The organism is Halomicrobium sp. HArcht1-1, assembly GCF_058933285.1.
Genome location: NZ_JBZYDL010000001.1, coordinates 1,101,490 through 1,124,622, shown reverse-complemented (window position 1 = coordinate 1,124,622; position 23,133 = coordinate 1,101,490). Strand labels below are relative to the sequence as shown.

The 23,133-nt window shown below is 65.2% G+C and carries 21 protein-coding genes; 14 read left to right on the top strand and 7 right to left on the bottom strand.

Annotated features, from left to right (window positions below):
• Positions 1 to 8: 8 nt before the first annotated feature.
• The 3 genes from AC5FRZ_RS06005 to ppk1 all read left to right on the top strand — a co-directional run bounded on the left by AC5FRZ_RS06005 (position 9) and on the right by ppk1 (position 4,080).
• On the top strand, positions 9 to 380 hold the full coding sequence (locus AC5FRZ_RS06005; RefSeq protein WP_015762753.1) for a 30S ribosomal protein S8e: 372 nt from the start codon (positions 9 to 11) through the stop codon (positions 378 to 380).
• A 510-nt stretch (positions 381 to 890) separates the two neighbouring features.
• Complete coding sequence (locus AC5FRZ_RS06000) at positions 891 to 1,592, top strand: metallophosphoesterase family protein (protein ID WP_170093832.1); 702 nt, start codon at positions 891 to 893, stop codon at positions 1,590 to 1,592.
• Position 1,593: 1 nt separating this feature from the next.
• Positions 1,594 to 4,080 (top strand): polyphosphate kinase 1, encoded by a 2,487-nt coding sequence (ppk1, locus tag AC5FRZ_RS05995; RefSeq protein WP_493564157.1) that lies wholly within the window; start codon positions 1,594 to 1,596, stop codon positions 4,078 to 4,080.
• Positions 4,081 to 4,095: 15 nt separating this feature from the next.
• Here ppk1 and AC5FRZ_RS05990 read toward each other — a convergent pair whose 3' ends face one another.
• Entirely contained in the window at positions 4,096 to 5,094 is a 999-nt protein-coding gene (locus tag AC5FRZ_RS05990) for a phosphate uptake regulator PhoU (protein ID WP_153552946.1), read from the bottom strand.
• Positions 5,095 to 5,398: 304 nt separating this feature from the next.
• On the opposite strand from AC5FRZ_RS05990, the gene AC5FRZ_RS05985 reads away from it, so the two are divergent.
• From AC5FRZ_RS05985 to phoU (AC5FRZ_RS05955), 7 genes are all read left to right on the top strand, one after another.
• A complete protein-coding gene (locus AC5FRZ_RS05985; RefSeq protein ID WP_493564156.1) occupies positions 5,399 to 6,394 on the top strand; it encodes a PstS family phosphate ABC transporter substrate-binding protein in 996 nt (331 codons plus the stop codon).
• 51 nt (positions 6,395 to 6,445) lie between these two features.
• Positions 6,446 to 7,378 (top strand): phosphate ABC transporter permease subunit PstC, encoded by a 933-nt coding sequence (gene pstC, locus AC5FRZ_RS05980; RefSeq protein ID WP_170093829.1) that lies wholly within the window; start codon positions 6,446 to 6,448, stop codon positions 7,376 to 7,378.
• 25 nt (positions 7,379 to 7,403) lie between these two features.
• Positions 7,404 to 9,101: a phosphate ABC transporter permease PstA gene (gene pstA / locus AC5FRZ_RS05975; RefSeq protein WP_493564155.1), complete on the top strand. Its 1,698-nt coding sequence runs from the start codon at positions 7,404 to 7,406 to the stop codon at positions 9,099 to 9,101.
• A 6-nt stretch (positions 9,102 to 9,107) separates the two neighbouring features.
• On the top strand, positions 9,108 to 10,001 hold the full coding sequence (gene pstB, locus AC5FRZ_RS05970; protein WP_493564154.1) for a phosphate ABC transporter ATP-binding protein PstB: 894 nt from the start codon (positions 9,108 to 9,110) through the stop codon (positions 9,999 to 10,001).
• Between the two features lie 9 nt (positions 10,002 to 10,010).
• Positions 10,011 to 10,679, top strand: a complete 669-nt coding sequence (locus AC5FRZ_RS05965) for an HAD family hydrolase (RefSeq protein WP_372479338.1) — start codon at positions 10,011 to 10,013, stop codon at positions 10,677 to 10,679.
• 105 nt (positions 10,680 to 10,784) lie between these two features.
• A complete protein-coding gene (gene phoU, locus AC5FRZ_RS05960; RefSeq protein WP_493564153.1) occupies positions 10,785 to 11,453 on the top strand; it encodes a phosphate signaling complex protein PhoU in 669 nt (222 codons plus the stop codon).
• A gap of 216 nt (positions 11,454 to 11,669) precedes the next feature.
• Complete coding sequence (gene phoU / locus AC5FRZ_RS05955) at positions 11,670 to 12,350, top strand: phosphate signaling complex protein PhoU (RefSeq protein WP_372479339.1); 681 nt, start codon at positions 11,670 to 11,672, stop codon at positions 12,348 to 12,350.
• 90 nt (positions 12,351 to 12,440) lie between these two features.
• Here phoU (AC5FRZ_RS05955) and radB read toward each other — a convergent pair whose 3' ends face one another.
• The gene (gene radB, locus AC5FRZ_RS05950; RefSeq protein WP_372479340.1) at positions 12,441 to 13,148 is read right to left on the bottom strand and encodes a DNA repair and recombination protein RadB; all 708 of its coding nucleotides are present in this window, start codon (positions 13,146 to 13,148) and stop codon (positions 12,441 to 12,443) included.
• 113 nt (positions 13,149 to 13,261) lie between these two features.
• Here radB and AC5FRZ_RS05945 point away from each other — a divergent pair, with 113 nt between their 5' ends.
• Positions 13,262 to 13,999, top strand: coding sequence for a hypothetical protein (locus AC5FRZ_RS05945; protein ID WP_372479341.1), 738 nt, complete (start codon positions 13,262 to 13,264; stop codon positions 13,997 to 13,999).
• A 53-nt stretch (positions 14,000 to 14,052) separates the two neighbouring features.
• Positions 14,053 to 14,340, top strand: coding sequence for a hypothetical protein (locus AC5FRZ_RS05940; protein ID WP_493564152.1), 288 nt, complete (start codon positions 14,053 to 14,055; stop codon positions 14,338 to 14,340).
• 3 nt (positions 14,341 to 14,343) lie between these two features.
• On the opposite strand, the gene larC is transcribed toward AC5FRZ_RS05940, so the two are convergent.
• Both larC and AC5FRZ_RS05930 read right to left on the bottom strand, forming a co-directional pair.
• Positions 14,344 to 15,651, bottom strand: coding sequence for a nickel pincer cofactor biosynthesis protein LarC (gene larC, locus AC5FRZ_RS05935; protein ID WP_493564151.1), 1,308 nt, complete (start codon positions 15,649 to 15,651; stop codon positions 14,344 to 14,346).
• A 46-nt stretch (positions 15,652 to 15,697) separates the two neighbouring features.
• Positions 15,698 to 16,108, bottom strand: coding sequence for a universal stress protein (locus tag AC5FRZ_RS05930; RefSeq protein ID WP_493564150.1), 411 nt, complete (start codon positions 16,106 to 16,108; stop codon positions 15,698 to 15,700).
• A 213-nt stretch (positions 16,109 to 16,321) separates the two neighbouring features.
• Here AC5FRZ_RS05930 and AC5FRZ_RS05925 point away from each other — a divergent pair, with 213 nt between their 5' ends.
• Positions 16,322 to 18,544: a CDC48 family AAA ATPase gene (locus AC5FRZ_RS05925; RefSeq protein WP_493564149.1), complete on the top strand. Its 2,223-nt coding sequence runs from the start codon at positions 16,322 to 16,324 to the stop codon at positions 18,542 to 18,544.
• A 168-nt stretch (positions 18,545 to 18,712) separates the two neighbouring features.
• Positions 18,713 to 19,981, top strand: a complete 1,269-nt coding sequence (locus tag AC5FRZ_RS05920) for an RNA-guided endonuclease InsQ/TnpB family protein (RefSeq protein WP_372479345.1) — start codon at positions 18,713 to 18,715, stop codon at positions 19,979 to 19,981.
• A 45-nt stretch (positions 19,982 to 20,026) separates the two neighbouring features.
• On the opposite strand, the gene AC5FRZ_RS05915 is transcribed toward AC5FRZ_RS05920, so the two are convergent.
• The 3 genes from AC5FRZ_RS05915 to AC5FRZ_RS05905 form a co-directional block, all read right to left on the bottom strand.
• On the bottom strand, positions 20,027 to 21,586 hold the full coding sequence (locus AC5FRZ_RS05915) for a TrkH family potassium uptake protein (protein WP_170093817.1): 1,560 nt from the start codon (positions 21,584 to 21,586) through the stop codon (positions 20,027 to 20,029).
• A 108-nt stretch (positions 21,587 to 21,694) separates the two neighbouring features.
• Positions 21,695 to 22,405 carry a potassium channel family protein gene (locus AC5FRZ_RS05910; protein WP_170093816.1) on the bottom strand — a complete coding sequence of 237 codons (711 nt, stop codon included), beginning with the start codon at positions 22,403 to 22,405 and terminating at the stop codon, positions 21,695 to 21,697.
• A gap of 125 nt (positions 22,406 to 22,530) precedes the next feature.
• Positions 22,531 to 22,896, bottom strand: a complete 366-nt coding sequence (locus AC5FRZ_RS05905) for a hypothetical protein (RefSeq protein ID WP_372479348.1) — start codon at positions 22,894 to 22,896, stop codon at positions 22,531 to 22,533.
• Between the last annotated feature and the right edge of the window lie 237 nt (positions 22,897 to 23,133).

The following is a 23,133-nucleotide window of genomic DNA, read 5'->3' as shown; positions in this document are numbered from 1 at the left end:
CCTACCGTATGAAAGATCAGGGACGCTCCACACGCAAGCGGACCGGCGGTCGCGTTCGCCCGTCGCGCAACAAGCGAAAGTACGAACTGGGCAACGAGTCCACCGAGACGACCGTCGGCGACCAGAAGCTCAAGACCGTCGACGCACGCGGTAACACCGAGAAGTTCCGCGCCGTCACCACCAACGTCGCCAGCGTCGCAGACGGCGGCGAGGTCGTCGAGGCCACCATCGAGGACGTCGTCGAGAACGCCTCCGACCCGAACTACGCTCGCCGAAACATCGTGACCAAGGGTGCGATCGTCGAGACCAGCGAGGGCCGGGCCCGCGTCACCTCCCGCCCCGGTCAGGACGGACAGGTCAACGCAGTCCTGATCGAGTAATCCGTCGAAACCGTTTCGATATAGTAACAATTGAAACGATTGACACACCGATCGCACTTTCGCCGTGCGATCGGGTGTGCATTGATTTTCAATTGCTACTATAGTCACAATAGCTCTCGGTAGCGGTCCGGACACCTCTTAGCGACGCTTTTACCACGTCCCGGCAGAGTCTCAGGTGGCGTGTATTCCCCACGCCGCGGACTGTGCCCGATCCGCGGTCGACACGCCACCCCACGAGCCCGGGGTATCCCGTCACGTCACGCCATCCCAGTTGGGGCCACCAGACCCCACTTTTCGGACGCTGCACGACGACGGTCACCTGCGGGACGCGCCGGAAAACGACGGCAGTAACCATCGAAAGTCGGCGCACACCCGATCGCACGACAGCGGTGCGATCAGTACGCACATCGTTTCGATTGCGATACGTACCGATATGTACCGCTCGGGAGCCCAATTATAAACCAGTTACAACGGCGCTCGTCTCGGTCCGGACGATTCGGACAGGACACGATGACAGCAACACTCTCATTCGAACCAGCCGTCGCGAAACAGCACCGCCAGATCGACGTGTCCCGCTGGGACGAGGTGTACGTCGTCGGCGACGTACACGGCTGTGCGGAGACGCTCGAACGGCTCCTCGACCGGCTCGACAACGGCCGGAGCCTGTTCGTCTTCGTCGGCGACCTCGTCAGGAAGGGGCCGGACAGTCGACGCGCACTGTCGCTGGTCCGCGAACGGGACAACCTGCTCAGCGTCAGGGGCAACAACGAGCAGAAGCTCCTCGACGGCCGGGCGTCGATCGACGCGCTCGACGACGACGACCTGGCCTTCGTCGAGTCGATGCCCCTCGTCGTCTCCTGGGACGGCGCGCTCGTCGTCCACGGCGGGATCGACCACCGCAAGCCACTGGCCGAGCACAGCGCCGAGGAGCTGCTGAACAACCGCTCGCTGGTCCCGGACGGCAGCTACGACCGACCCTACTGGTTCGAGACCCGAAACGGCGGGCGGAAGGTGTTTTTCGGCCACACCGTGCTGGCACAGCCGTTCGCCACGCCGTGGGCGGTCGGGCTCGACACCGGCTGTGTCTACGGGGGACAGCTGACGGCCTATCGGTGTTCGACCGGGGAGTTCGTCTCCGTCGAGCCACCGGAGACGTACGTCGAGCGCAGCGCCGACAGTATCGTCGACCCGCGTCCGGCGGTGGAGGAGTGAGATGGACGGCGAGCGCGACCAGGACGGCGTCGGTATCGAGCCCTTCGAGCCGGACGACGTGGACCTCGCGGATCCGTCGCTGTATCTCAACCGCGAACTCAGCGAGCTGGAGTTCCAGAAGCGGGTGCTCCACGAGGCCGAGGACGAACGGACGCCGTTGCTGGAACGGGTCCGGTTTCTGTCGATTTTCACACGCAACATCGACGAGTTCGTGATGAAACGGGTCGGCGGCCTCAAACAACAGATCGAGGCCGGCGTCACCGACCGTACCCCCGACGGCCGAACGCCGCTGGAACAGTGGCGAGAGATCCACGACGAACTGCGGCCGATGCTGGCCGCGCAGACGGCGTGTTACCGGGAGACGATCAGACCGGCGCTGGCCGACGCCGGCATCGAGATCCTCGACTACTCGGCGCTGGCGGCCGACGAGCGAGCGCGTCTGCGGACGTACTTCGAGGACTCGGTGTTGCCGACGCTGACGCCGCTGTCGTTCGACCCGGCCCACCCGTTCCCGTTCATCTCGAACCGGTCGCTGTCGCTGGCGATCGTCACGCGCCAGTCCCCCGGCGAGGAACTGACCTTCACTCGGGTGAAGATCCCGCCCAATCGGCCGCGGCTAGTCGAACTCGAAGCCGGTGCGCGATACGTCCCGATCGAGGCGGTGATTCGCAACAACCTCGACTTACTCTTGCCCAACGTCGAGATCGTCGACACGGCGCTGTTCCGGCTGACGCGCAACGCCGAGGTCAGGCGCGACGAGGAGATCGCGGAGGACCTGATCGACATGATCGAGGAGGTCCTCGAACAGCGCCGGTTCGCCTCCGTCGTGCGGCTCGAAATCGAGGCCGACGCCCACACGTTCGCTCGCGAAACGCTACAGGAGCAACTGGAGCTGGACGAACGCGAGATCTACGAGCGGGAGGGGCCGCTGGACTACCGGGAGTTCGACCGCCTCGTCGACCTCGATCGGCCGGCGCTGCAACGCGACGCCTGGACGCCCAGACCACACCCCCAGCTGACCGCGACCGACCGGACCGCGATCGGCGAACACACCACGAAACACCAGAGCGTGTTCGAGCGGGTCGGCGAGACGGACATCCTCCTCCATCACCCGTACCACGACTTCACCCAGACCGTCCAGTCGTTCCTCCACGAGGCGGCGACCGACCCCGACGTGCTGGCGGTGAAGGCCGCGATCTACCGGACGACGAGCGACTCGCAGGTGATCCAGTCGCTGATCGACGCGGCCGAGAACGGCAAGCAGGTGGCGGTGATGGTCGAGCTGAAGGCTCGCTTCGACGAGCAGAACAACCTCGAATGGGTCCGGACGCTCGAAGAACACGGCATTCACGTCGCCTACGGGACGATCGGGCTGAAGACCCACACGAAGACGGCGCTGGTCGTCCGCGAGGAGGACGACGGCGTGGAGCTGTACTCTCACGTCGGCACGGGCAACTACCACTCCGAGACCGCGAAAGGCTACGTCGATCTCGGCCTGCTGACCGCCGACCAGGACATCGGACAGGACCTCGTGACGGTGTTCAACTTCTTTACCGGCCCCTCGCTGGACGAGCAGTTTCGGAAGCTCCTGATCGCGCCGGTGACGATGCGCGAGCGGTTCACGCGGTACATCCGACGGGAAGCCCGGTACGCGCAGGCGGGACACCCGGCCCGGATCGTCGTCAAGGTCAACGGGCTCGAAGATCCGGCCATCGTCGAGGAACTGTACCGCGCCGCGATGGCGGGCGTCGACGTCGACCTGATCGTCCGCGACATCTGTCGGCTGCGTCCCGGCGTCGAGGGCGTCAGCGAGAACGTCGACGTGTACAGCCTCGTCGGGCGGTTCCTGGAACACTCGCGGATCTTCTACTTCGAGAACGGAGCCGCGCCCGACGACCCCGCGGCGGCCGAGACGGTGGGCGATCCGCGGTACTTCATCGGCAGCGCCGACTGGATGACCCGGAACCTCGACTACCGGGTCGAAGCGGTCACGCCCGTCGACGATCCGACGATCCGGCGACAGCTGAAGTTCGTGCTCGAACTGACGCTGGCCGACAACCGTCACGTGTGGGAGATGCAGTCTGATGGGAGCTACGAGCAGCGACGGCCCGGAGACGAGTCGGCCGTCAGTACGCAGGACGTGCTGATGGAACAGACACGGGCGGCCGCCAGCCAGGACGAACCGGTGGCCGGCCTGATCGAACCGTACCCGATCGACGGCGACCTGCTCGTCGAGGCGGGGCCACTCCGGAGCACCGATACCAGTGAAGTCGACGGTGACGACACGGAAGTGACGAACGACCCTGAGGCGCAACTCCCCTCCGAAACCGACGGCGGGTCGCCGCGGATCCTCGATCGACACGAGGACCGCTGGTACGAGCCCGACAGCCGGACCTACGAGTACGCCGTCCGGACGCCGGACGGACAACGAGTGTACCGAAAGACCGCGGACGGAGCCGCTTCGGCGCTCCGCCAGTACTACGAGTAGCCGAGGGCGGCCGTCTCAGGGACGCGGTGCGGCCTTCTGAAGTGCGCTCTCGGCGATGTTCCCGCCGTAGTCGGCGGTCCGGGACAGCGAGTCGACGACCAGCCCGAGCACCTGGGCGCTCTGGGGGTCGGCCTCCCGGACCTGTTCGTCGACCTCGCGGGCCATCGCGTCGACGTCCTCGATGGTGCCACGGGCCTGGTTGGCCTGCTCGACGGCTTCCTCGGAGTCGTCGGCCAGCAGCGCCTCCATCGCGGTTTCGGGCACGGTCGCGGCTTCCTCGCGGAGCGTCCGGAGCTTCTCGCCGGTCTCGCCGCTGATGGCGTCGATCTCGCGGGACAGCTCGGCGATCTTCGTCGCGTGGTCGGCGATGCGCTCCAGCTGGCGGGCGCTGGACTGGTAGTCGAAGACGGTCTCTCGGGGGAAGCCGATCTCGGTCGCCGCCGTCGGATTCCGCAACACTGTCCGGAACACGCGCGAGACCATGTACCAGAGACGGTCCACGTCCTCGTCGCGGTGGATCACGTCGGCCGCGAGGTCGTCGTCGTCCTCGACGAGGGCGTCGATGGCGTCTTCCAGCATCGTCAGCGAGACCAGTTGCATCCGCGTGATGGCGTTGTGGACCGACAGCTCCGAGGAGTCGAGCAGGTCCTGCAGGACGACCCGATCGGAGGTCTCCTCGATCACTTCCAGCCCCACGAGCCCCTGGACGGCGTCGCGGACCACGCGGCGCTGTTTCGGCGAGATCCGGGGCGTCTCCAGCGTGATGACGTCGAAGCCGCTCACGTACATCGTCATCACCGCGCGGGTGAGCTCGTGGTCCTCGTCGAGACCGCTGATGTCCAGCGTCCCCTCGACGCGCCCGTTCTCGCGGCGGGGCGAGAGCAGGAGGAGGTCCTCTTCGGCGTGAAACTCCACGACGCTCCCGGCGCTCACGTCGTTTTCTGTCGCCCATTCTTTAGGAAGCGAGACGGTGTACGTCGATCCACCCGTCACCTGCACCTTTCGCGTCTCCATAGATCCCTCTCGCGCCCAGAACAACATAAACCCATAGGGAACTATATAGCGACAACAATACGAGAGGTTTCGGAGAGAACAAAACGGGCGTCGACGACGGAGAACCGTCTCAGAGAGTGGTTCCGGGGCAGTACCGGGAGAGGAGAACCAGTTCCGGACTGCCCGGAACGAGGGAGTAACGGCGGTGTAACTTGCGTTTTTCTCTCCATGGATATCTATACCAAACATACTCCTATATAGACTACGTACAGTTTGGTACTCTTCATAGTAGAGTACTTATTCACCCCTGAGTACGCTTCAGACGATGACACGGGACCCCAACAGGGACGTTTCGCGTCGGAAATTTATCGCCGGAGGGTTGGCCGGTGTGACGGCGCTGTCGGGCTGTGTCCAGAACACGCGTCGGGACGCGTGGGGCGGCGGTTCCGACGACGGTGGTGGCGGCGACGGTCTCTCCGGGCAGGTCATCGTGAAAGGGAGCAGTACTGTCTTTCCGATATCCGACACGATGGCCGAGGAGTTCATGGAGGACCACGGGAACGTCAACGTCACCGTCGACCCGACCGGGAGCGGTGGCGGCTTCGAAAACTGGTTCTGTGCCGGCGACTCCGACATCAACGGCGCGTCACGGCCGATCACGGACGCCGAGGTCGAGCAGTGTACGACCAACGACGTGGAACCGATCGAGTTCCAGGTCGCTGGCGACGCGCTGACGATGGCCGTCAACAACGACGCCGAGTGGGTCGAGTGCATGAGCTTCGAGGAACTGCGCCAGATCTGGAGCGACAACGACGTTACCCACTGGTCGGACGTACGCGATGACTGGCCCGACCGGAAACTCGAACTCTACGGTCCGGCGTCGACCTCCGGGACCTTCGACTGGTTCAACGAGAACGTCGTCGGCGAGGAGACCCAGCACACGACCGACTACCAGCCGACCGAAGAAGACGAGACGATCGTTCGGGGGATCCGCGACAACGAAGGCGGCATGGGATACTTCGGCTACGCGTACTACAACTCGAACTCGGAAGCCGTCAAGGCGATCGACGTCAAGGTCGAGGCAGACGGGGAGTGTACATCCCCGAGCCTCCCGAACGCCAAGGACGGCTCCTACCCGATGGCGCGGCCGCTCTTTCTCTACGTCGCCGAGTCGGCGCTCCAGCGCGAGGAAGTGTACGAGTACGTCCGGTACTACCTCGAACAGTCCGAAACGGACGTGGTACAGGACATCGGCTACGTCCCGTCCAGCGCCGAGCAACGCGACGAGAACCTCGCCAAGCTCGAAGAGGTCGCCGGATAGAACAGTGCTGTCTCAGGACACACACATGGAGAACACACGGAGGCGAACACGATGAGCGCCGAGACGCCCGAACCGGATATCACGTCCAGACCACGCGGGCGTGCGGCGCGCGAACGGATGTACCGGTACGTCCTGTTGCTGTGTGCGGCGCTGTCGATCCTCGTGACGATCAGCATCGTCGTGTTGCTCGCGCGGGACGCGATCACCTTCTTCACGCTCGTGAACCCGCTCGAGTTCTTCGGCGGGACGGAGTTTCTCCTCAGCCGGAACGTCTACGGGCTGCTCCCGCTGTTGAGTGGCACCCTGCTGGTGACGGTGATCTCCGCGCTGATCGCCCTGCCGACCGGCGTCGCGGCGGCGGTGTATCTCAGCGAGTACGCCAGCGACCGGATGCGCTCGGTGTTAAAGCCCGGTCTGGAAGTCCTCGCGGGGATTCCGACCGTCGTCTACGGGATCTTCGCGCTCGTCTACGTGACGCCGTTCCTGCGGACGATCGGCCTGCCGGTCAACACCTTCAACATTCTCAGCCCGTCGATCATGGTCGGGATCATGATCATCCCGATGGTGTCCAGCCTGAGCGAAGACGCCATGAGCTCCGTCCCGGACTCGCTGCGGCGGGCCGGCTACGGGATGGGAGCGACGAAGTTCGAGGTGACCACCGGCGTGGTCTTGCCCGCGGCGGCGTCGGGGATCTTCTCCTCGTTCATCCTCGCGCTGTCGCGAGCCATCGGCGAGACGATGATCGTCGTGGTCGCGGCCGGCAGTCAGCCCCGGATGCTGAACCTCGCGGAGCCCCTCCAGAACCTCTGGCAGGGGTTCCAGCCGATGACGGCCGCGATGGTCCAGATCAACAGCGCCGACAGCGTCAGTCAGCTCGGGTTCAGCAGCATGTTCGCGATCGGGCTGACGCTGTTTGTGATCACGTTCCTGCTGAACCTCGTGAGCAACCGCATCGCAGCCCGATACCGGGAGGAGTACGAATGAACGACACAACGATGGGTGAGCACTGATGGCGACGACGGAACCGGACGTCGACTGGCACGGCGACGACAGCTCGGTCAACCACCTCCGCGGGCGAGCGTTCGAGGCGACCTGCCTCGCGGCGACCGCGTTCGGGCTCGTCTCCGTGTTGCTCCTCTTGCTGTTCGTCGCCAACGACGCGTTCAGACCGCTCTCGGCCGACAGCGGGTGGCTCCTCACCTACGCCGCGACCGTGCTGGCCCCGCTGGCCGCGCTCGCGGTGTACTACTACCGGCTCGACGAACCGGCCGGCGAGGTCGCGTACGTGACCAGCGGCCTCCCCGTGGTCGGCGTCTTGCTCACGGGCGGGTTCGCGGTCATGTTCATCGAGTTGCTCTCGATCCTCGAGTGGTTCGCGCTGGTGACCTCGCTGGTCGCGGCCGGCGGCCTGATCGTCGCCCACGGACGCCTGCGGCCCAACGCGGCCCTCGAACGCCTCGTCGTGCTGTTTGGCGCGCCGGTCGTGACGGTCCTGGGGACCCCGCCGGCCCAGTTCAACTGGCTCGTCACCGACCTGGCGGCGGCGCTGGGCGTCGACTTCGGGCTGTACCACCGCGTGATCAGTCTGCGAGAAGTGCTGTTGCGCCTGCCGTACGTGCCCACCAACTGGCTGTTGCTCCTCGGGACGCTGGTCGCGCCACTCGCCGTGGCCGGCGGCGTGTTCGTCGCCCGGCGTCGCGACTCTCGACGGGCCGGCTTCGCGGTCGTCGGCGCGACACTCGTCGGCGCGCTTGCCGGCCTCGTCACCGGTCCGGCGCTCGGGATCGGTTACGGCGGCTGGATGCTGCTGGTCGCGTTCGTCGCGCTGCCGGTCGGCATCTACGTCGAGGGCGTCGTGCGCCGTCGCGAAGGCGTGCGCGGACTGGCCTTCCCGGTCATCGCCGTCCTCGGCGTGGCCGTCGGCAGCGTCGTCGTCGATGCCGCCGGCTTCGCCGGTCCCGACTCCTGGCTCGACTGGGGGTTCCTGACCAGTGCGACCTCGCGGACCGCCGCCGACGCCGGGATCTACCCCGCGATGGTCGGCTCGATCATGATGATCATCGTGATCGTCCTGGCGACGTTCCCCGTCGGCGTCGGCGCGGCGATCTATCTCGAAGAGTACGCCCCCTCCGAGGGGCCGATGGGCAAGTTCGTCACGCTCGTCGAGATCAACATCGGGAACCTGGCCGGCGTCCCCTCGGTCGTCTACGGCCTGCTGGGACTGGCACTGTTCATCCGGATCGTCCAGTGGCCCCAGGGCTCGATTGTCGTCGCCGGCCTCGCGGTCGGCCTGTTGATCCTGCCGATCGTCATCATCTCCGCACAGGAGGCGATCCGCTCGGTGCCCGACTCGTTCCGACAGGCCTCCTACGGGATGGGGGCGACCCGCTGGCAGACGATCCGGCAGGTCGTCCTGCCCGAAGCGCTGCCGGGGATCCTCACCGGGACGATCCTGGCGCTCGGGCGCGCGATCGGCGAGACGGCACCGCTGCTGATGATCGGGGCGGCGGCGTCGGTGCGACTCGCCCCGAACGGCTTCTTCGACGTGGCGAGTATGATGCCCCGACAGATCTACAGCTGGTCGAGCGAACTGGAGCCGGCGTTTCGCCACGGCGTCCTCGCCGCTGGCGTGATCACGCTCCTGGCGGTGTTGCTGGTGATGAACGCGACTGCGATCGTCATCCGCAACCGGTATCAACGAGAGTGACAATTCATGACACAGAACGAGATGACGAGCGACGACAGTACCGATCCCACGGCCGCTGCGACCACTTCCACCCCGGACCCGTCGGGTGAGCCACTCGTCGACCAGTCGATCGAGGTCGACGGCACCGACGGCGGTGCCCAGACCGGTCGTGAGCAGGTCATCGAGGCCCGGGACCTGGACGTCTTCTACGGCGACGTACAGGCGCTACAGGGCATCACCATGTCGATCCCAGAGAATCAGGTGACGGCGATGATCGGCCCATCGGGCTGTGGGAAGTCCACGTTCCTGCGGTGTATCAACCGGATGAACGACCTCATCGACGCCGCCAGGGTCGAGGGCGAACTCTACTTCGAGGGGAAGAACATCTACGACGACGACGTGGACCCGGTCGCACTGCGCCGCCGGATCGGGATGGTGTTCCAGCACCCCAACCCCTTCCCCAAGAGCATCTACGACAACGTCGCATACGGCCTGCGGATCCAGGACGAGACCGAGAACCTGGACGAGAAGGTCGAGACGGCACTCAAGCGAGCGGCGCTGTGGGACGAAGTCGAGGACCAGCTCGACAAGTCCGCGCTCGACCTCTCGGGTGGGCAACAACAGCGCCTCTGTATCGCGCGGGCCATCGCCGTCGATCCCGACGTGATCCTCATGGACGAGCCGGCGTCGGCGCTGGACCCGATCGCCACCTCGAAGATCGAGGACCTCATCGAGGAACTGGCCGAAGAGTTTACTGTCGTCATCGTCACACACAACATGCAACAGGCCGCCCGGATCTCGGACAAGACCGCCGTCTTCCTCACCGGCGGCGAACTCGTCGAGTTCGGCGACACGCAGTCGATCTTCGAGAACCCCGAGCACCAGCGCGTCGAGGACTACATCACCGGCAAGTTCGGATAACACCGACGGATGGCACCCGACTACGACGCCGTCGTCTTCGACAACGACGGCGTGTTGATCGAACGGACCGACGAACGGCTGCTGGCCGAAGCCGTCGGCGAGGCGTTCGCGGCGTTCGACGTATCGGTCGACGAGGAGCGCGCCCGCGAGATGGCCGCCAGTGACGGACCACCCGGCGAGGCCTTCGAACGCCGCTTCGACATCGACCCCGCAGAGTTCTGGCAACGCCGGGAGGCGAAGGCCAGTGCGATCCAGCGCGAGGCGATCCACAGCGGCGAGAAGTCCCTCTACGACGACACGGCGGTCCTCGAAGCGCTCCCACACGCGACCGGGCTCGTCAGCAACAACCAGCACGCGACGATCGAGTTCATCCTCGACCACCACGACCTCGGGCGGCACTTCGAGACCGCGTACGGACGCGTCCCCACCATCGACGGGGCGAGACGCAAGAAGCCAGACCCAAGCTACATCGAGCAGGCACTCGACGACCTCGGCACGCGATCGGCGCTGTACGTCGGCGACAGCGAGAAAGACGTGGTCGCCGCCCAGCGGGCCGGGATCGACTCGGCGTTCGTCCGGCGTGACCACCGGGCCGACCTCGACCTCTCGGCGACGCCGACCTACGAGGTCACAGACCTCTACGAACTGGCCGACCGACTGGGCGTCCGGATCGAGTGAGACGGATTGTTGTCGATCTGTCCCGGATCGACCGCACGACCTCGTGCGATCGACCTGGCAAACGGCGACAACAATCCGTATGAGTTCCCCCCGCGCAATCGACACATGACACGAGATCGCTACGAAACAGAGCTCGAAGCACTGAAAGAGGGCGTCACGTCGATGGCGACGCTGGTCGTCGAGCGCCTCCGCGAGGCGGCACGCGCCTACGAGGACGGCGACGAGGACGGCGGCCGGGAGATTGCCCAGCGCGACGACGAGATCAACGAGCTGTATCTCGAACTCGAAAGCGAGTGTATCGATCTGCTGGCGCTCCAACAGCCCGTGGCCGGCGATCTCAGATTCGTCGTCGCGACGTTCAAGATCCTCACCGATCTGGAGCGAATCGCCGACCTCGCCGCCAACATCGGCCGGTACGCCGGGACGCCCGGGCGCGACCGCCTCACCGTCGTCCCGATCGCAGACATCGCGGACATGGCCAGCAGCCAGGTGGCCGACGCGATCGCGGCCTACGTCGAGGAGGACCCGGAACAGTGTCGGACGATCGTGGCCGGCGACACGGACCTCGATCAGCGCTGTGAGGCCGCGGCCGACGACCTCGTGCGATACCTGGCGGCGTACGACGCGGCCGGCGACGACCACGAGACGCTGCTGGCAGACACCAAACAGTTTCTCCTGACCGTCCGTGACCTCGAACGGGTCGGCGACCACGCCGTCAACATCGCTGCCCGGACCTTCTACATGATCGAGAGCGACGACGAACTGATCTACTGATCGACTCTGTCTGCATCCCCGCGAGTGAATCGAGCGGGGTTCACTGGTCCGAGCGAAGTGAGGGCCAGCCTTTTCACCCACGTTTTTGCGCGAGTGGTCAGCTCGGTTGACCCGACGCGCAAAAAGGTGGTTGAGAGCGACGACGAACTGATCTATTAGCTGCCCGGAGTTCGTCGAAGGGAAAGCCTGATACGGATGTCCGGCGCAAGACCGTGCATGCCACGCGAATCGTATCAGGAACGCCTCGAAGAGCTCCGGGAGGACGTCCTCTACATGTCCGAAGTCGTCCTGGAGCGGTTCCGCGTCGGACTCGACGCGCTCGAACAGAAAGACGAGGAGCTGGCCTGGGAAGTCATCGAGGGCGACGACGAGATCAACCAGATGTACCTCGAACTCGAACAGGACTGTGTCGACCTGCTGGCGCTCCAACAGCCCGTCGCCGGTGACCTGCGCTTCATCGCCGCCTCGTTCAAGATCATCACCGACCTCGAACGCGTCGCCGACCTGGCGACCAACCTCGGCGAGTACACGCTCACCGCCGACCGGGACATGTTCCCCGAGGTCGACATCCAGGGCATCGCCGACCACACCCTGGAGATGATCGAGGACGCGATGGCGGGGTACCGCGACGAGGACACCGACGCCTGCTACCAGATCGCCGAACGGGACGACGAGATCGACGAGCGCTGTGAAGACGCCTCGGAGGCGGTCGTCCGCGACCTCATCGAGCGCGAGGTCGGCGACGGTGCCGACGACGCGGAGATCGAACAGCTGATGAACGACGTGTCGCGTCTCCTGCTGACGATTCGGGACCTCGAACGGGTCGGCGATCACGCCGTCAACATCGCCGCCCGGACGCTGTACATGGTCGAGAACGACGACGAACTGATCTACTGATCGAACCCGTCTGCATCCTCGCGAGCGGAGGAGTCGTCGACAGTGCCGACCCGAGCCGAAAAGTGCGGGCGAAGACGACAGACCGAGCGACTAGTCGAGCGAACGGTCCTGTCCGCCGGCCAGACCGGCCTCGGTGATCCGGAACTGGACGGTGTCGCCCGCGGCCTTCGCGCGGTGTTTCTCCAGTGTCGCTCTCCGATTCCCGCCCCGGAACCGGTCGAGCCGGACGATCGCGCCGGACCAGTGGTTCAGCGTGTGGCCGCCCAGCGCTCGGGTGCCGTCGCTGTCCGGGTCCGCGAAGACCTGATTCGTGACGGCCACGGCCAGGTCGTGCTTGCGCGCCAGCGAGAGCAGGTGCGTGATCTGACGGGCCACGTCTCGCAGCGCCTCGCCGCCGTCGCCGTCGTCCCGTTCGAGCCGGTAGAAGCCGGTCGCGCTGTCGAGGACGATCAACTCGACCTGCGAGGCCAGCTCCGCGGCGTCCTGGACGGCGACCTCCTGGTCCTCGAAGTCGAGCGCCTCGGAGACGACGATCCGTTCGGCCAGGTCCGCGAGCGTCTCGTCCGTCTCGTCGGCGCGCGCCCCTGCGATCTGCTCCATCCGGTCGGCCGACAGTCCCTCCGTGTCGATGTACAGCGCCGATTCGCCGGCGGCCGCCACTTCGACTGCGCCACTGAGCGCGAGGTTCGTCTTGCCCGCTGCCGGTGGGCCGTAGATCTGAGTGACCGCGCCGCGCTCGAACCCGCCACCGAGCAGGTCGTCGATCTCCGCGCAGCCGGTCGAAACGTACTCGCTCACGTCCTCGGCTACGGTGAGGCGCGGTTAAACGCTGACGACCGACGCGTGACCTGCGTTCGCTGATCGGCACCTGCGACGGTAGATACTTGGAGGCGAGCGACAAGTGACGACTAGTGATCGTCGTCGCAACCGCGGACTTCGAGGTGTACCACGGCGTCGTCGGCGAGCTGCGGGACCGCGGCGTCGACTTCACGACGATCGAGCCGGGCGAGGAACTGCCCGACGAGACCAGCGTCGTCGTGACGGCGGCCGACGAGAGTCACGAGCCGGCGGGCGTCGAAGTCGTGCGAGCGGATCCGGCGACACCGCGTGCGGCCGTCGACGAGGTGGTCTCGTTGCTGCGGGGCAACGGCGGCAAGCTGGTCGTCGGGATCGACCCCGGTGACCGGCCTGGCATCGCCGTCCTCTCGGGCGAGATGGTCGTGGCCGCGTTCCAGGTGCCGGCCGACCAGGTCGCCGAGGCCGTCCACGAGGAGCTGGCCGACGCGGTCGACCCGCTCGTCCGGATCGGCGACGGCGCGCGGCTGCTGGGGGCGCGGATCATCGACGATCTGGGCGACGTGACCGTCGAACTGGTCGACGAGACCGGGACGACGCCACACCTCGGAACGGGCACCCGCGGCATGGGCGACGTGCTCGCGGCGGTCAACATCGCCCGCATCGAGGGCGAGGAGATCGAGTCCCGCGAGATCGATCCCACGGCGGGCGAACTCAAGCGCATCAAAGAGCGCTCCCGGGAGCAAAGCGAGACGAACCGGGCCATCGGCGAGGGCCTGGCCCGCCGAGTCGCGGACGGGCAGTTGACGATCGAGGAGGCGCTGGCCGAGCACCGCGACGGCGACGACGAGTGACCGGCTGACGACGACCCGAAATCCATTTTGGACGCGCGGGAGCCTCTCGAACCATGCGCCCTCCACTCGGTGCGACGCTCGCGTACGCGGCCAAACGGAAACTGCTCGTCCTCTACGGTGTCGTCTTCGTGGGACTGGCCGTCCGGAACTGGAACGTCCTCGAACCGCTGTCCATCGTCGTCGCCCTGCTGCCACCCTTCCTCCAGCGCCCGCTGCTGAGCGTCTCGGGCTTCCTGACCGAGATCGCCGGCTTCCTGCTCGTGGCCGTCGGGGCGGTCGCGATCCTGAAGACGGTTCTGGACGACTCGCTGGCGACCGACCGTCAGCGCGCAGATCCCTGACGGCTACCGGACGGCGTCTTCGGCCCGGCGAAGCACCTCGCGGACGGGCAGTCCGGTCTCGCCTGCGACCGCGGCGGCGTCGTCGTACTCGCCGCTCACGTCGAAGACAGTGCCCTCGCTGTCGGTGGCGACCTTCACGTCGACCTCGTAGGCGTCGCCGTCGATCTCGACCGTGGCCGTGACGATCTCGCGGTCGGCGATCCAGCGGTGGCCGGCACCGTGGGCTCGCACGCCCAGCGTTCCCGTCTCCTCGGCGAGCCGGCGCGCGACGCGCTCGCTGTCTGCCGGCTTGCAGACCACCTTGACGAGGTGGCCCGGCCGTGACTTCTTCATCGTGGCCGGGAGGATCGACACGTCTCGCGCCCCCGCCTCCTGCAGTCGTTCCTGCAAGCTACCCAGCACCTCCGGCGTCGTATCGTCGAGGTTCGTCTCCAGGACGGTGATCTCGTCACGACGGAGCCCGCCGCCACCGTCGCCGACGATCGCCCGCAGGACGTTCGGGCGGTTCTCGAACGAGTACCCCCCAGCGCCGTAGCCAGACGCCTCGACGGCGAGTTCCGGCAGCGCGTCGACGCCGTCGGCGAGGTGTGCGAGGATCGCCGCGCCGGTCGGCGTCAGCAACTCGGCGTCGACGGGTCCGCCAGCGAGCGACCAGTCGGCGCGCTCGGCGATCTCGACGACGGCCGGGCCGGGAACGGGGTAGGTCCCGTGGCTCATCTCGACGGTGCCACCGCCCGCGGAGAGCGGCGTCGTGACGACGCGTTCGACGCCGAGGTCGTCCAGCAGGAGACAGACGCCGACGATGTCGGCGATGGCGTCGTCGGCCCCGACCTCGTGGAAGTGCATCTCGTCGAGCGTGGTGTCGTGGACCGCGGCTTCGGCCTCACCGAGGAGCTCGAAGATCGCCAGCGCGTCGCGCTCGACGCTGGCGGGGAGGGCCATCTCCCCGACGATCTCGCGGACCTCGCCCAGCGAGCGGGACGGACCGTGCCCCTCGGCGGCGGTGTCGCCGTGAGTGTGACCGTGGCCGCCGTCCGCGTGGTCGTGGCTGTGGTCGTGCCCTGGTACCTTCGAAGGCATCTGGTGGTTCGCGTCGGTCCCGTCCGTCCGAGCCTCGTCTACGTCGGTCAACAAGACCGCGACGCTCGTGGCACCGATCCCGCGTTCGACCGTCTCGGAGAGTTCGTACCGGATCGGGAGGGCGTCCTCGACGGGGGCGAGGGCGTCGCGATCGGCACCGACGGCCAGGAGGGCAGCGAGCAGCATGTCGCCGCTGGCACCCATGCGGCCGTCGAAAGCGAGTGTTCGCATACCCGTTGCGTCGGTGCGCCGAAAGAAAAGTACCCCGAAGCGCCGATCAGTTGCGGACGACGTGGACGTCGTACTCCTCGTCGGCTTCCTCGCCGACCGGCACGACCACGTCCTCGTCGTCGCTCCCGACGAACAGGACGGTCGCGTCCACGTCGCCGGCAGTCTGGCGAACGTCCTCGGAGAAGCCACCCGCGGGCGAGTGTGCGCTCACGTCGGTGTAGCGCAGTTCCGTGTCGTCGGTCGCCTCCTCGATCTTGCGTTCGAGGTCCTGCGTGACCGATTCCAGCGGGAAGTCGTCGTCGCGGTCGACCCACTGCCGGCGCTCGGCGTAGCTGTCGCCGGTCGGGATGTAGCTGACGGCGACGACGTCGCGATCCAGCGCCGTACCGTACTCGACTGCGCGTTCGAGTGCCAGACGGGCCGGCGACGATCCGTCGTACGGAACGAGAAACACCATAGTCGCGGCTTTCGCGGCCAGCCCTATGAAAGCTACCACCACGGCAAGGTGTGACATGAAGAGGCGACCGACGTACGGTGGCGGCGTCGATAACGCGGCCGCACGGGTGTGACACATGATAACATAAGTACCTGCCGGACGAACGGGGGACCGCCGGTAGCATAAAGCATATCTCCGGTCACGACTGAAATCAGGTATCCCCGCAGACTAACTATGAACGAGGTTCAACTGGAGGTCGCGAAAGCGTACCCGAACGACTCGGGGCGCGGTATCGCTCGCCTGGATCCGGACACGCTCTTGCATCTCAAGCTCTCGCCCGGCGACATCATCGAGATCGAGGGAAGTGACACCACCGCCGCGAAAGTGTGGCGTGCGGATCGACAGGACTGGAACACCGACACGGTGCGCATCGACGGCTTCACGCGACAGAACGCCGACGTGGGTATCGGCGAACGCGTGACGATTCGCAAGGCCGACGCCGAGAAGGCCGACAAGCTCGTGCTGGCTCCGCCCGAAGAAGCCAGCGTCCAGTTCGGCTCGGACGCGGCGGGCATGGTCAAGCGCCAGATCCTCAAGCGCCCGGTCGTCGAGCGCGACATCGTCCCCGTGATGTCCAGTACGAACCACCCGTTCATGCGCTCGCCGGGCCAGGCGATCCCGCTGATCGCCGTCGAGACCGAGCCCGAGGGCGTCTGTCTCATCACCGAGGACACGGACGTGGAGTTGCGCGAAGAGCCAATCAGCGGCTTCGAGAAGACCGGCGGGGGCATCACCTACGAGGACATCGGCGGCCTCTCCAGTGAGATCCAGCGGGTCCGCGAGATGGTCGAGTTGCCGATGAAACACCCCCAGATCTTCAAGAAGCTCGGCATCGAGCCGCCACAGGGGGTGTTGCTCCACGGTCCACCGGGCACGGGCAAGACCCTGCTCGCGAAGGCCGTCGCCAACGAGACCTCTGCCAGTTTCTTCTCTATTGCCGGTCCGGAGATCATCTCGAAGTACTACGGCGAGTCCGAACAGCAACTCAGGGAGATCTTCGAGGACGCCAGCGAGGAGGCCCCCTCGATCATCTTCATCGACGAACTGGACTCGATCGCGCCCAAGCGCGAGGACGTGACCGGCGAGGTCGAGCGCCGTGTCGTCGCCCAGCTGCTGACGATGATGGACGGCCTCGAATCCCGCGGGCAGGTCATCGTCATCGCCGCGACCAACCGCGTCGACAGCGTCGATCCCGCACTGCGCCGACCGGGCCGGTTCGACCGCGAGATCGAGATCGGCGTTCCCGACGAGGTCGGCCGCGAGGAGATCCTCCAGATCCACACCCGCGGGATGCCCCTCTCGGACGACGTGGCCCTCTCGAACCTGGCGACCGAGACCCACGGGTTCGTCGGTGCCGACATCGAGAGCCTGACCAAAGAGGCCGCGATGAAGGCGCTGCGCCGGTACCTCCCCGAGATCGACTTAGACGAGGAGGACATCCCGCCGAGCCTGATCGACCGCATGATCATCAAACGCGAGGACTTCCGCGGTGCCCTCAACGAGGTGAGTCCGAGCGCCATGCGGGAGGTGCTGGTCGAGCTCCCGAAGATCTCCTGGGACGACGTGGGCGGCCTCGACGACGCCAAAGAGCAGGTCCAGGAGTCCGTCGAGTGGCCGATGAACAGCCCGGAGAAGTTCGATCGCATGGGCGTCTCGCCGCCCTCTGGCGTCCTGCTGTACGGGCCGCCGGGGACCGGCAAGACCCTGATGGCCAAAGCCGTCGCCAACGAGACCGACGCCAACTTCATCTCGGTGCGGGGCCCACAGCTCCTCTCGAAGTGGGTCGGCGAGTCGGAGAAGGCGATCCGTCAGACCTTCCGGAAGGCCCGGCAGGTCGCACCGACGGTGATCTTCTTCGACGAACTCGACTCGCTCGCACCGGGACGTGGCGGCGAGACCGGGAGCAACGTCTCCGAGCGCGTCGTCAACCAGCTGCTGACCGAACTCGACGGGCTCGAAGAGATGGAGGACGTGATGGTGATCGGCGCGACCAACCGGCCGGACATGATCGATCCGGCACTGATCCGCTCGGGTCGCTTCGACCGCCTCGTGATGGTCGGCGAACCCGGCATCGAGGGTCGCGAACAGATCCTCAAGATCCACACCGACGACACGCCGCTGTCGCCGGACGTGAGCCTGCGCGAACTCGCCGAGATGACCGGCGGCTACGTCGGCTCCGACCTGGAGTCGATCGGCCGCGAGGCCGCCATCGAGGCGCTGCGTGAGGACGACGACGCCGAGATGGTCGAGATGAAGCACTTCCGGCAGGCCATGGAGAACGTGCGCCCGACGATCACCGACGACATCCGCGACTACTACGAGCAGATGCAAGACGAGTTCAAGGGCGGCGGCGAACCCCAGCAGACTCAAGGCGGCGGCCGCATCGGCTTCCAGTAACCGTCCGCCGCTCTTATGGACGTTTCAAGGCTAAAACCTCGCCCTTTAGGGCGGGGATACAGCCGACAACTCCTCCACTAACCACGTTCCATGGCACTGCTGGATATTCCACGCCCAGTCGTTGTGTTTAATATACAATCTCCCATAACTAGTTATGAATACAGTCCGATGCTGGAGACAACTCGCACCTATCGAGCGAAAATCGTTAACCACCAACAGGTGAGTGACGACCTCAACCAGTGCGGGTTCTCCGCGTCGAAACTGTGGAATGTCGCCCGATACTACACGCAAGGCCGATGGGATGAAGACGGGGAAATACCCGACGACGGCGAACTCAAATCCGAACTCAAGGAACACGAACGATACAGTGACCTACATTCTCAGTCAAGTCAGCGAGTTCTTGAAGAGCTTGCTGAGTCGTTCACCAGTTGGTACAAAGCACGCCAACGCGGAGACGAGGACGCCAACCCACCGGGCTATCGCAAACACGGCGACGAACACCCGCGCTCCACCGTGACGTGGAAGCAGAAAGGCATCAAGCACGACACGAAGCACAACCAACTTCGTCTAAGCAAGGGATTCAACCTAAAGAACCACCGCTCGGATTTCATCCTCTGTGAGTACAAAACACGACCAGACGTGACTGTGGAGAACATCCAGCAGGTTCGCGCCGTCTGGAACGGCGACCGCTGGGAACTGCACCTCGTCTGTAAGGTCGAAATTCCCGTCGAGGACGCACCGGGAGACAACACGGCGGGGATCGACCTCGGCATCAAGAACTACCTCGCGATCGCTTACGACAACGGTGACGCCGAGTTGTATCCGGGGAACGTGCTGAAGCAGGACAAGCACTACTTCACTCGTGACGAGTACGACACAGAGGGCGAGAACGGTCCGTCACACCGTGCGCTTCGCGCCCGACAGAAACTCTCGCGTCGGAAAGACCACTTCCTGCACTCGCTCGCCAAGCACGTTGTAGAGCGGTGCATCGGCCACGAAGTTGGTCGTATTGCCATCGGTGACTTGAGTGAGATTCGTGAAGACGAGAACGGAGAGTCACGGAACTGGGGTCGAAGCGGGAACAAGAAACTCCACGGGTGGGAGTTTGACCGCTTCACGACGCTCTTGGAGTACAAAGCAGAGGAACACGGAATTCTTGTTGACCGTGTTTCCGAGAGAGATACGTCGAAGACGTGTTCGTGCTGTGGACGGAAGCGTGACGCCAACCGTGTGGAACGTGGCCTGTACGTCTGTGAATCGTGCTGTGCAACGATGAACGCGGACGTGAATGGTGCGGTGAATATTCGCAGAAAGATAACTCAGAATCCTCCAACGGAGGATATGAGTAACGGTCGTTTGGCACGGCCAGTAGCCTACCTGTTCAACCAAACCTCTGGGTCGTTCCGCCCGAGGGAACAGGTGGGTTGCGAACCGTAATATCCCAACGCTCGGGAATCCTCGCCCTTCAGGACGGGGAGGATGTCAACCGGATCGGTAGAGGTTCAGTCGCTGTACGACCGAGCCCAGCAGGACGGCGATCGGGATGATTTCGAGCCGTCCAACCCACATGTTGACGATCAGCATTGCCTTCGCCGGTTCTGGCATCGTCGGGCCGGTAATGCCGGAGTCGAGGCCGACGTTACTCTGTGCGCTCATCACGTCGAAGATCACGTACTCCAGGGGATGTGCCGGCGAGAGCACGCGCAGGAGGACGGCAACGCCGATGGCGAGGAACGTGATCCAGAGGACGAACACGACCGTCGCTTCGGTGAACTCTCGCTGCGCCTGCTCTTCGCTGAGTCGGCGGTTCCCGATCGTGAGATAGCGGATCGCCGTCTGGGGGTAGAAGATGTCCTGGATCTGCCAGGCAGTCCCCTTGACGATCGTGATCACGCGGATGAGCTTCAGTCCGCTCACCGTCGATCCGGCCGCCCCGCCGGTGAGCATCCCGACACACGTCAACAGCGTTGCGCCGGCACTCCAGACCGACTCCGTTCCGCCGCCGATCGTCGTGCTCCCGAAGCCGGTGTTCGAAGTCGCAGAGACGAACTGGAACAGTGCGGTGCGAAACGTCTCTTCGAGCGTGGCGTACTGGCCGTTGGCGAAGAGGATCCCCGTCAGTGCGAGCGATCCCACCGAGAACCAGATGAGCACCCAGCGGGTCTGCAGGTCGGCGTAGAAGTTCCGGATCTCGCCTTTGAAGATCAGGTAGTGGATCGGGAATGCGATGCTGCCGGCGACCATGATCGGGACCGTCGCGTACTCGATCAGGGGGCTCCCGTAGTGGCCGATCGAGTCGGCGTGGACGGAGAATCCACCCGTCGCGATGCCGGTCATCCCGTGGTTGATGGCGTCCCACAGCGGCATGCCCGCGAGGAGGAACAGACCGATCGAGCCGAGAGTGAGGCCAACGAATATCTTCCAGATCTCCTGGACCGTCGTCACGATGCTCGGATGGATCTTTTCCGACCGGGCCTCGCTCTCGTAGAGCGTGTACGAGCCGCTGCTGGAACCACCGCGCCGGAGAATCGCGACGGTCAACACGATGACGCCGACGCCGCCGACCCACTCGATGAACGACCGCCACCAGTGAAGGGAGCGTGGCAGTTTCTCCTCGACGGCAGCCATCGTGAGTCCGGTCCCGGTAAAGCCGCTCATACTCTCGAAGACCGCGTCGAGCGGATGGAGGAACACCGCGGTCGTCGCGTCCATCGGCGGCGTGTTCGTCCAGGCGGGGAAGGGATCGATCTGGATCGTCCACGCGATCAGGAAGAAAGGCAGGCCACCGAAGACGCCGACGAGCGCCCACGCCGTCGCGGCGGTGACCATCGCCTCCCGTTTCTCCGGTGGCCCAGCCCACCTGTACCACCGGGCGAGTCCGGTCCCGATGCCGGCCAGCAGCGCGGCAGAGAGGAGGAAGGCGGGTATCGCGTAGAACTCCCTGTTGATGCCTGCGACGACGACCGAGGCGACCATCATCAACGAGATGGCCTGGAAGATGCGGCCAACGTCTCGACCGACGGTGTTCGTGTTCACTTTCATGTTACAGCACTCCCGTCCCTTCGGTCCCCAGGGACCACCCGCCGACGGTGTGGTCGGTCGGGCGGGACCTGATCGTCGAGTGTTTGCTCATCGTCGTGTCAGTCGTATTCAAAATTCGAAGCCGTCAGACTCGTTCGTTTCGTGGTCCTCGTAGTGGCCGAAGATGTCGGTCACCGCCGGTGTCGCGCCGATCCCCGAGTAGACGGTCAACAGGTCCTCGTGCTCGATCCGGGTCTCTCCGCGGGGCGTGATCGGGGAGTCGGCCTCGGGCCGTTCGATCGCGACGACGAGCGTCTCGTCGTCGAGCAGGCCGGCCTCGTCGGCTTCCCCTAGTGTCATCCCGGCGATCGGGGCGTCCTCTGCGACGGTGATCTCGAACACCTCGGCCACGTCCCCGACTCGCATGTAGTCGACGACCGACGGTCGCTCGACGGCTCGAAAGAGATAATCGGCGATGAGTCGCTGTGGGTTCTCGATCGTGTTGACGCCGATCTGGCGAAAGAGGTTCATGTGCTCGGGGTTGTGGACAACCGACACGATCGCCGGTATGTCGAGTTCCTGGGCCAGCAGCGAGATCATCACGTTCGTCGCGTCCTGATCGCTCGTGGCGATGATCGCGTCTGCCCGCTGGGCCCCGGCGTCACGCAGGGTCTCCTTTACCGTCGCGTCCGCGTTGACGACCAGGCAGTCGTGTTCGCTGGCGACCTCGTCTGCTCTCTCCGGGTCTCGTTCGATGACGACGACCTCGTTTCCAGAGCGCGTTGCGATCTCTATCAGCGGCGTGCCGATGTCTCCCGCGCCGACGACGATGATGTACATGAGTGTGTGATGGTGGGTTAGTCGAACGACGATACAGTCAGGGGACCGGACAGCCGAGGTGACGACGGGACGGTGTGTGTCGGCTGTCGCCACTTCCGAGGGGCGAAGTCCGGGACCCAGTGGCGTCAGTCACGAGACTTCCCCTCCGAGTCGCCGTGTACCCGTCCAAGATAGTGCCAGTGGTACTTGCCCCCTCCGTCCTCGTCCTCGACGGGCGGGGCCCACCGGACTCGGTACGTGAAGGGGCCATGCGCTTCGCCCGTCTCGTCCGGGCGTTTCACGACTGCGATGGTGTACGCGCCGTGATCCTCGGTCCGGACGAGTTCCTCACCCTCGCGCGACTCGATGGCGTCGGTGATCGACGGGTGTTCTCCGAGCAGCTGCTGGGCGTAGTGGATGATCTCCCTGAGCTGGCCGTCGTCGCTGTCCTGGAGTGCGGTGACGACGCTGTCGGGGATATCCTCGGGTGGACTGCTGTTGGTTGCTGTCATGGTGGTTGTCGTGTGCCTCTGAATCGGTCACCGGGACCGGCGACGCGCACTCGGTGGCCGACTCGAACGGTTGTGTCGTCTCTGTGGAACGCTGTCCTCTGCTAAATTTTCGCGGCGTGATAAATACTCCGGTTAGAGTTTCGCCATCGAAAATCTGATGCAGAATATTTTTCGACCAAGAATTCGTGCGGGTGAGTATGACAACGACGAACCAAGACGATGCCCGCCAGTACACCT

Coding starts and splice junctions, on each gene's coding strand:
- AC5FRZ_RS06005 (WP_015762753.1), top strand. CDS start 9: ATGAAAGATCAGGGACGCTCCACACGCAAGCGGACCGGCGGTCGCGTT.
- AC5FRZ_RS06000 (WP_170093832.1), top strand. CDS start 891: ATGACAGCAACACTCTCATTCGAACCAGCCGTCGCGAAACAGCACCGC.
- ppk1 (WP_493564157.1), top strand. CDS start 1,594: ATGGACGGCGAGCGCGACCAGGACGGCGTCGGTATCGAGCCCTTCGAG.
- AC5FRZ_RS05990 (WP_153552946.1), bottom strand. CDS start 5,094: ATGGAGACGCGAAAGGTGCAGGTGACGGGTGGATCGACGTACACCGTC.
- AC5FRZ_RS05985 (WP_493564156.1), top strand. CDS start 5,399: ATGACACGGGACCCCAACAGGGACGTTTCGCGTCGGAAATTTATCGCC.
- pstC (WP_170093829.1), top strand. CDS start 6,446: ATGAGCGCCGAGACGCCCGAACCGGATATCACGTCCAGACCACGCGGG.
- pstA (WP_493564155.1), top strand. CDS start 7,404: ATGGCGACGACGGAACCGGACGTCGACTGGCACGGCGACGACAGCTCG.
- pstB (WP_493564154.1), top strand. CDS start 9,108: ATGACACAGAACGAGATGACGAGCGACGACAGTACCGATCCCACGGCC.
- AC5FRZ_RS05965 (WP_372479338.1), top strand. CDS start 10,011: ATGGCACCCGACTACGACGCCGTCGTCTTCGACAACGACGGCGTGTTG.
- phoU (WP_493564153.1), top strand. CDS start 10,785: ATGACACGAGATCGCTACGAAACAGAGCTCGAAGCACTGAAAGAGGGC.
- phoU (WP_372479339.1), top strand. CDS start 11,670: ATGCCACGCGAATCGTATCAGGAACGCCTCGAAGAGCTCCGGGAGGAC.
- AC5FRZ_RS05940 (WP_493564152.1), top strand. CDS start 14,053: ATGCGCCCTCCACTCGGTGCGACGCTCGCGTACGCGGCCAAACGGAAA.
- larC (WP_493564151.1), bottom strand. CDS start 15,651: ATGCGAACACTCGCTTTCGACGGCCGCATGGGTGCCAGCGGCGACATG.
- AC5FRZ_RS05930 (WP_493564150.1), bottom strand. CDS start 16,108: ATGGTGTTTCTCGTTCCGTACGACGGATCGTCGCCGGCCCGTCTGGCA.
- AC5FRZ_RS05925 (WP_493564149.1), top strand. CDS start 16,322: ATGAACGAGGTTCAACTGGAGGTCGCGAAAGCGTACCCGAACGACTCG.
- AC5FRZ_RS05920 (WP_372479345.1), top strand. CDS start 18,713: ATGCTGGAGACAACTCGCACCTATCGAGCGAAAATCGTTAACCACCAA.
- AC5FRZ_RS05915 (WP_170093817.1), bottom strand. CDS start 21,586: ATGAAAGTGAACACGAACACCGTCGGTCGAGACGTTGGCCGCATCTTC.
- AC5FRZ_RS05910 (WP_170093816.1), bottom strand. CDS start 22,405: ATGTACATCATCGTCGTCGGCGCGGGAGACATCGGCACGCCGCTGATA.
- AC5FRZ_RS05905 (WP_372479348.1), bottom strand. CDS start 22,896: ATGACAGCAACCAACAGCAGTCCACCCGAGGATATCCCCGACAGCGTC.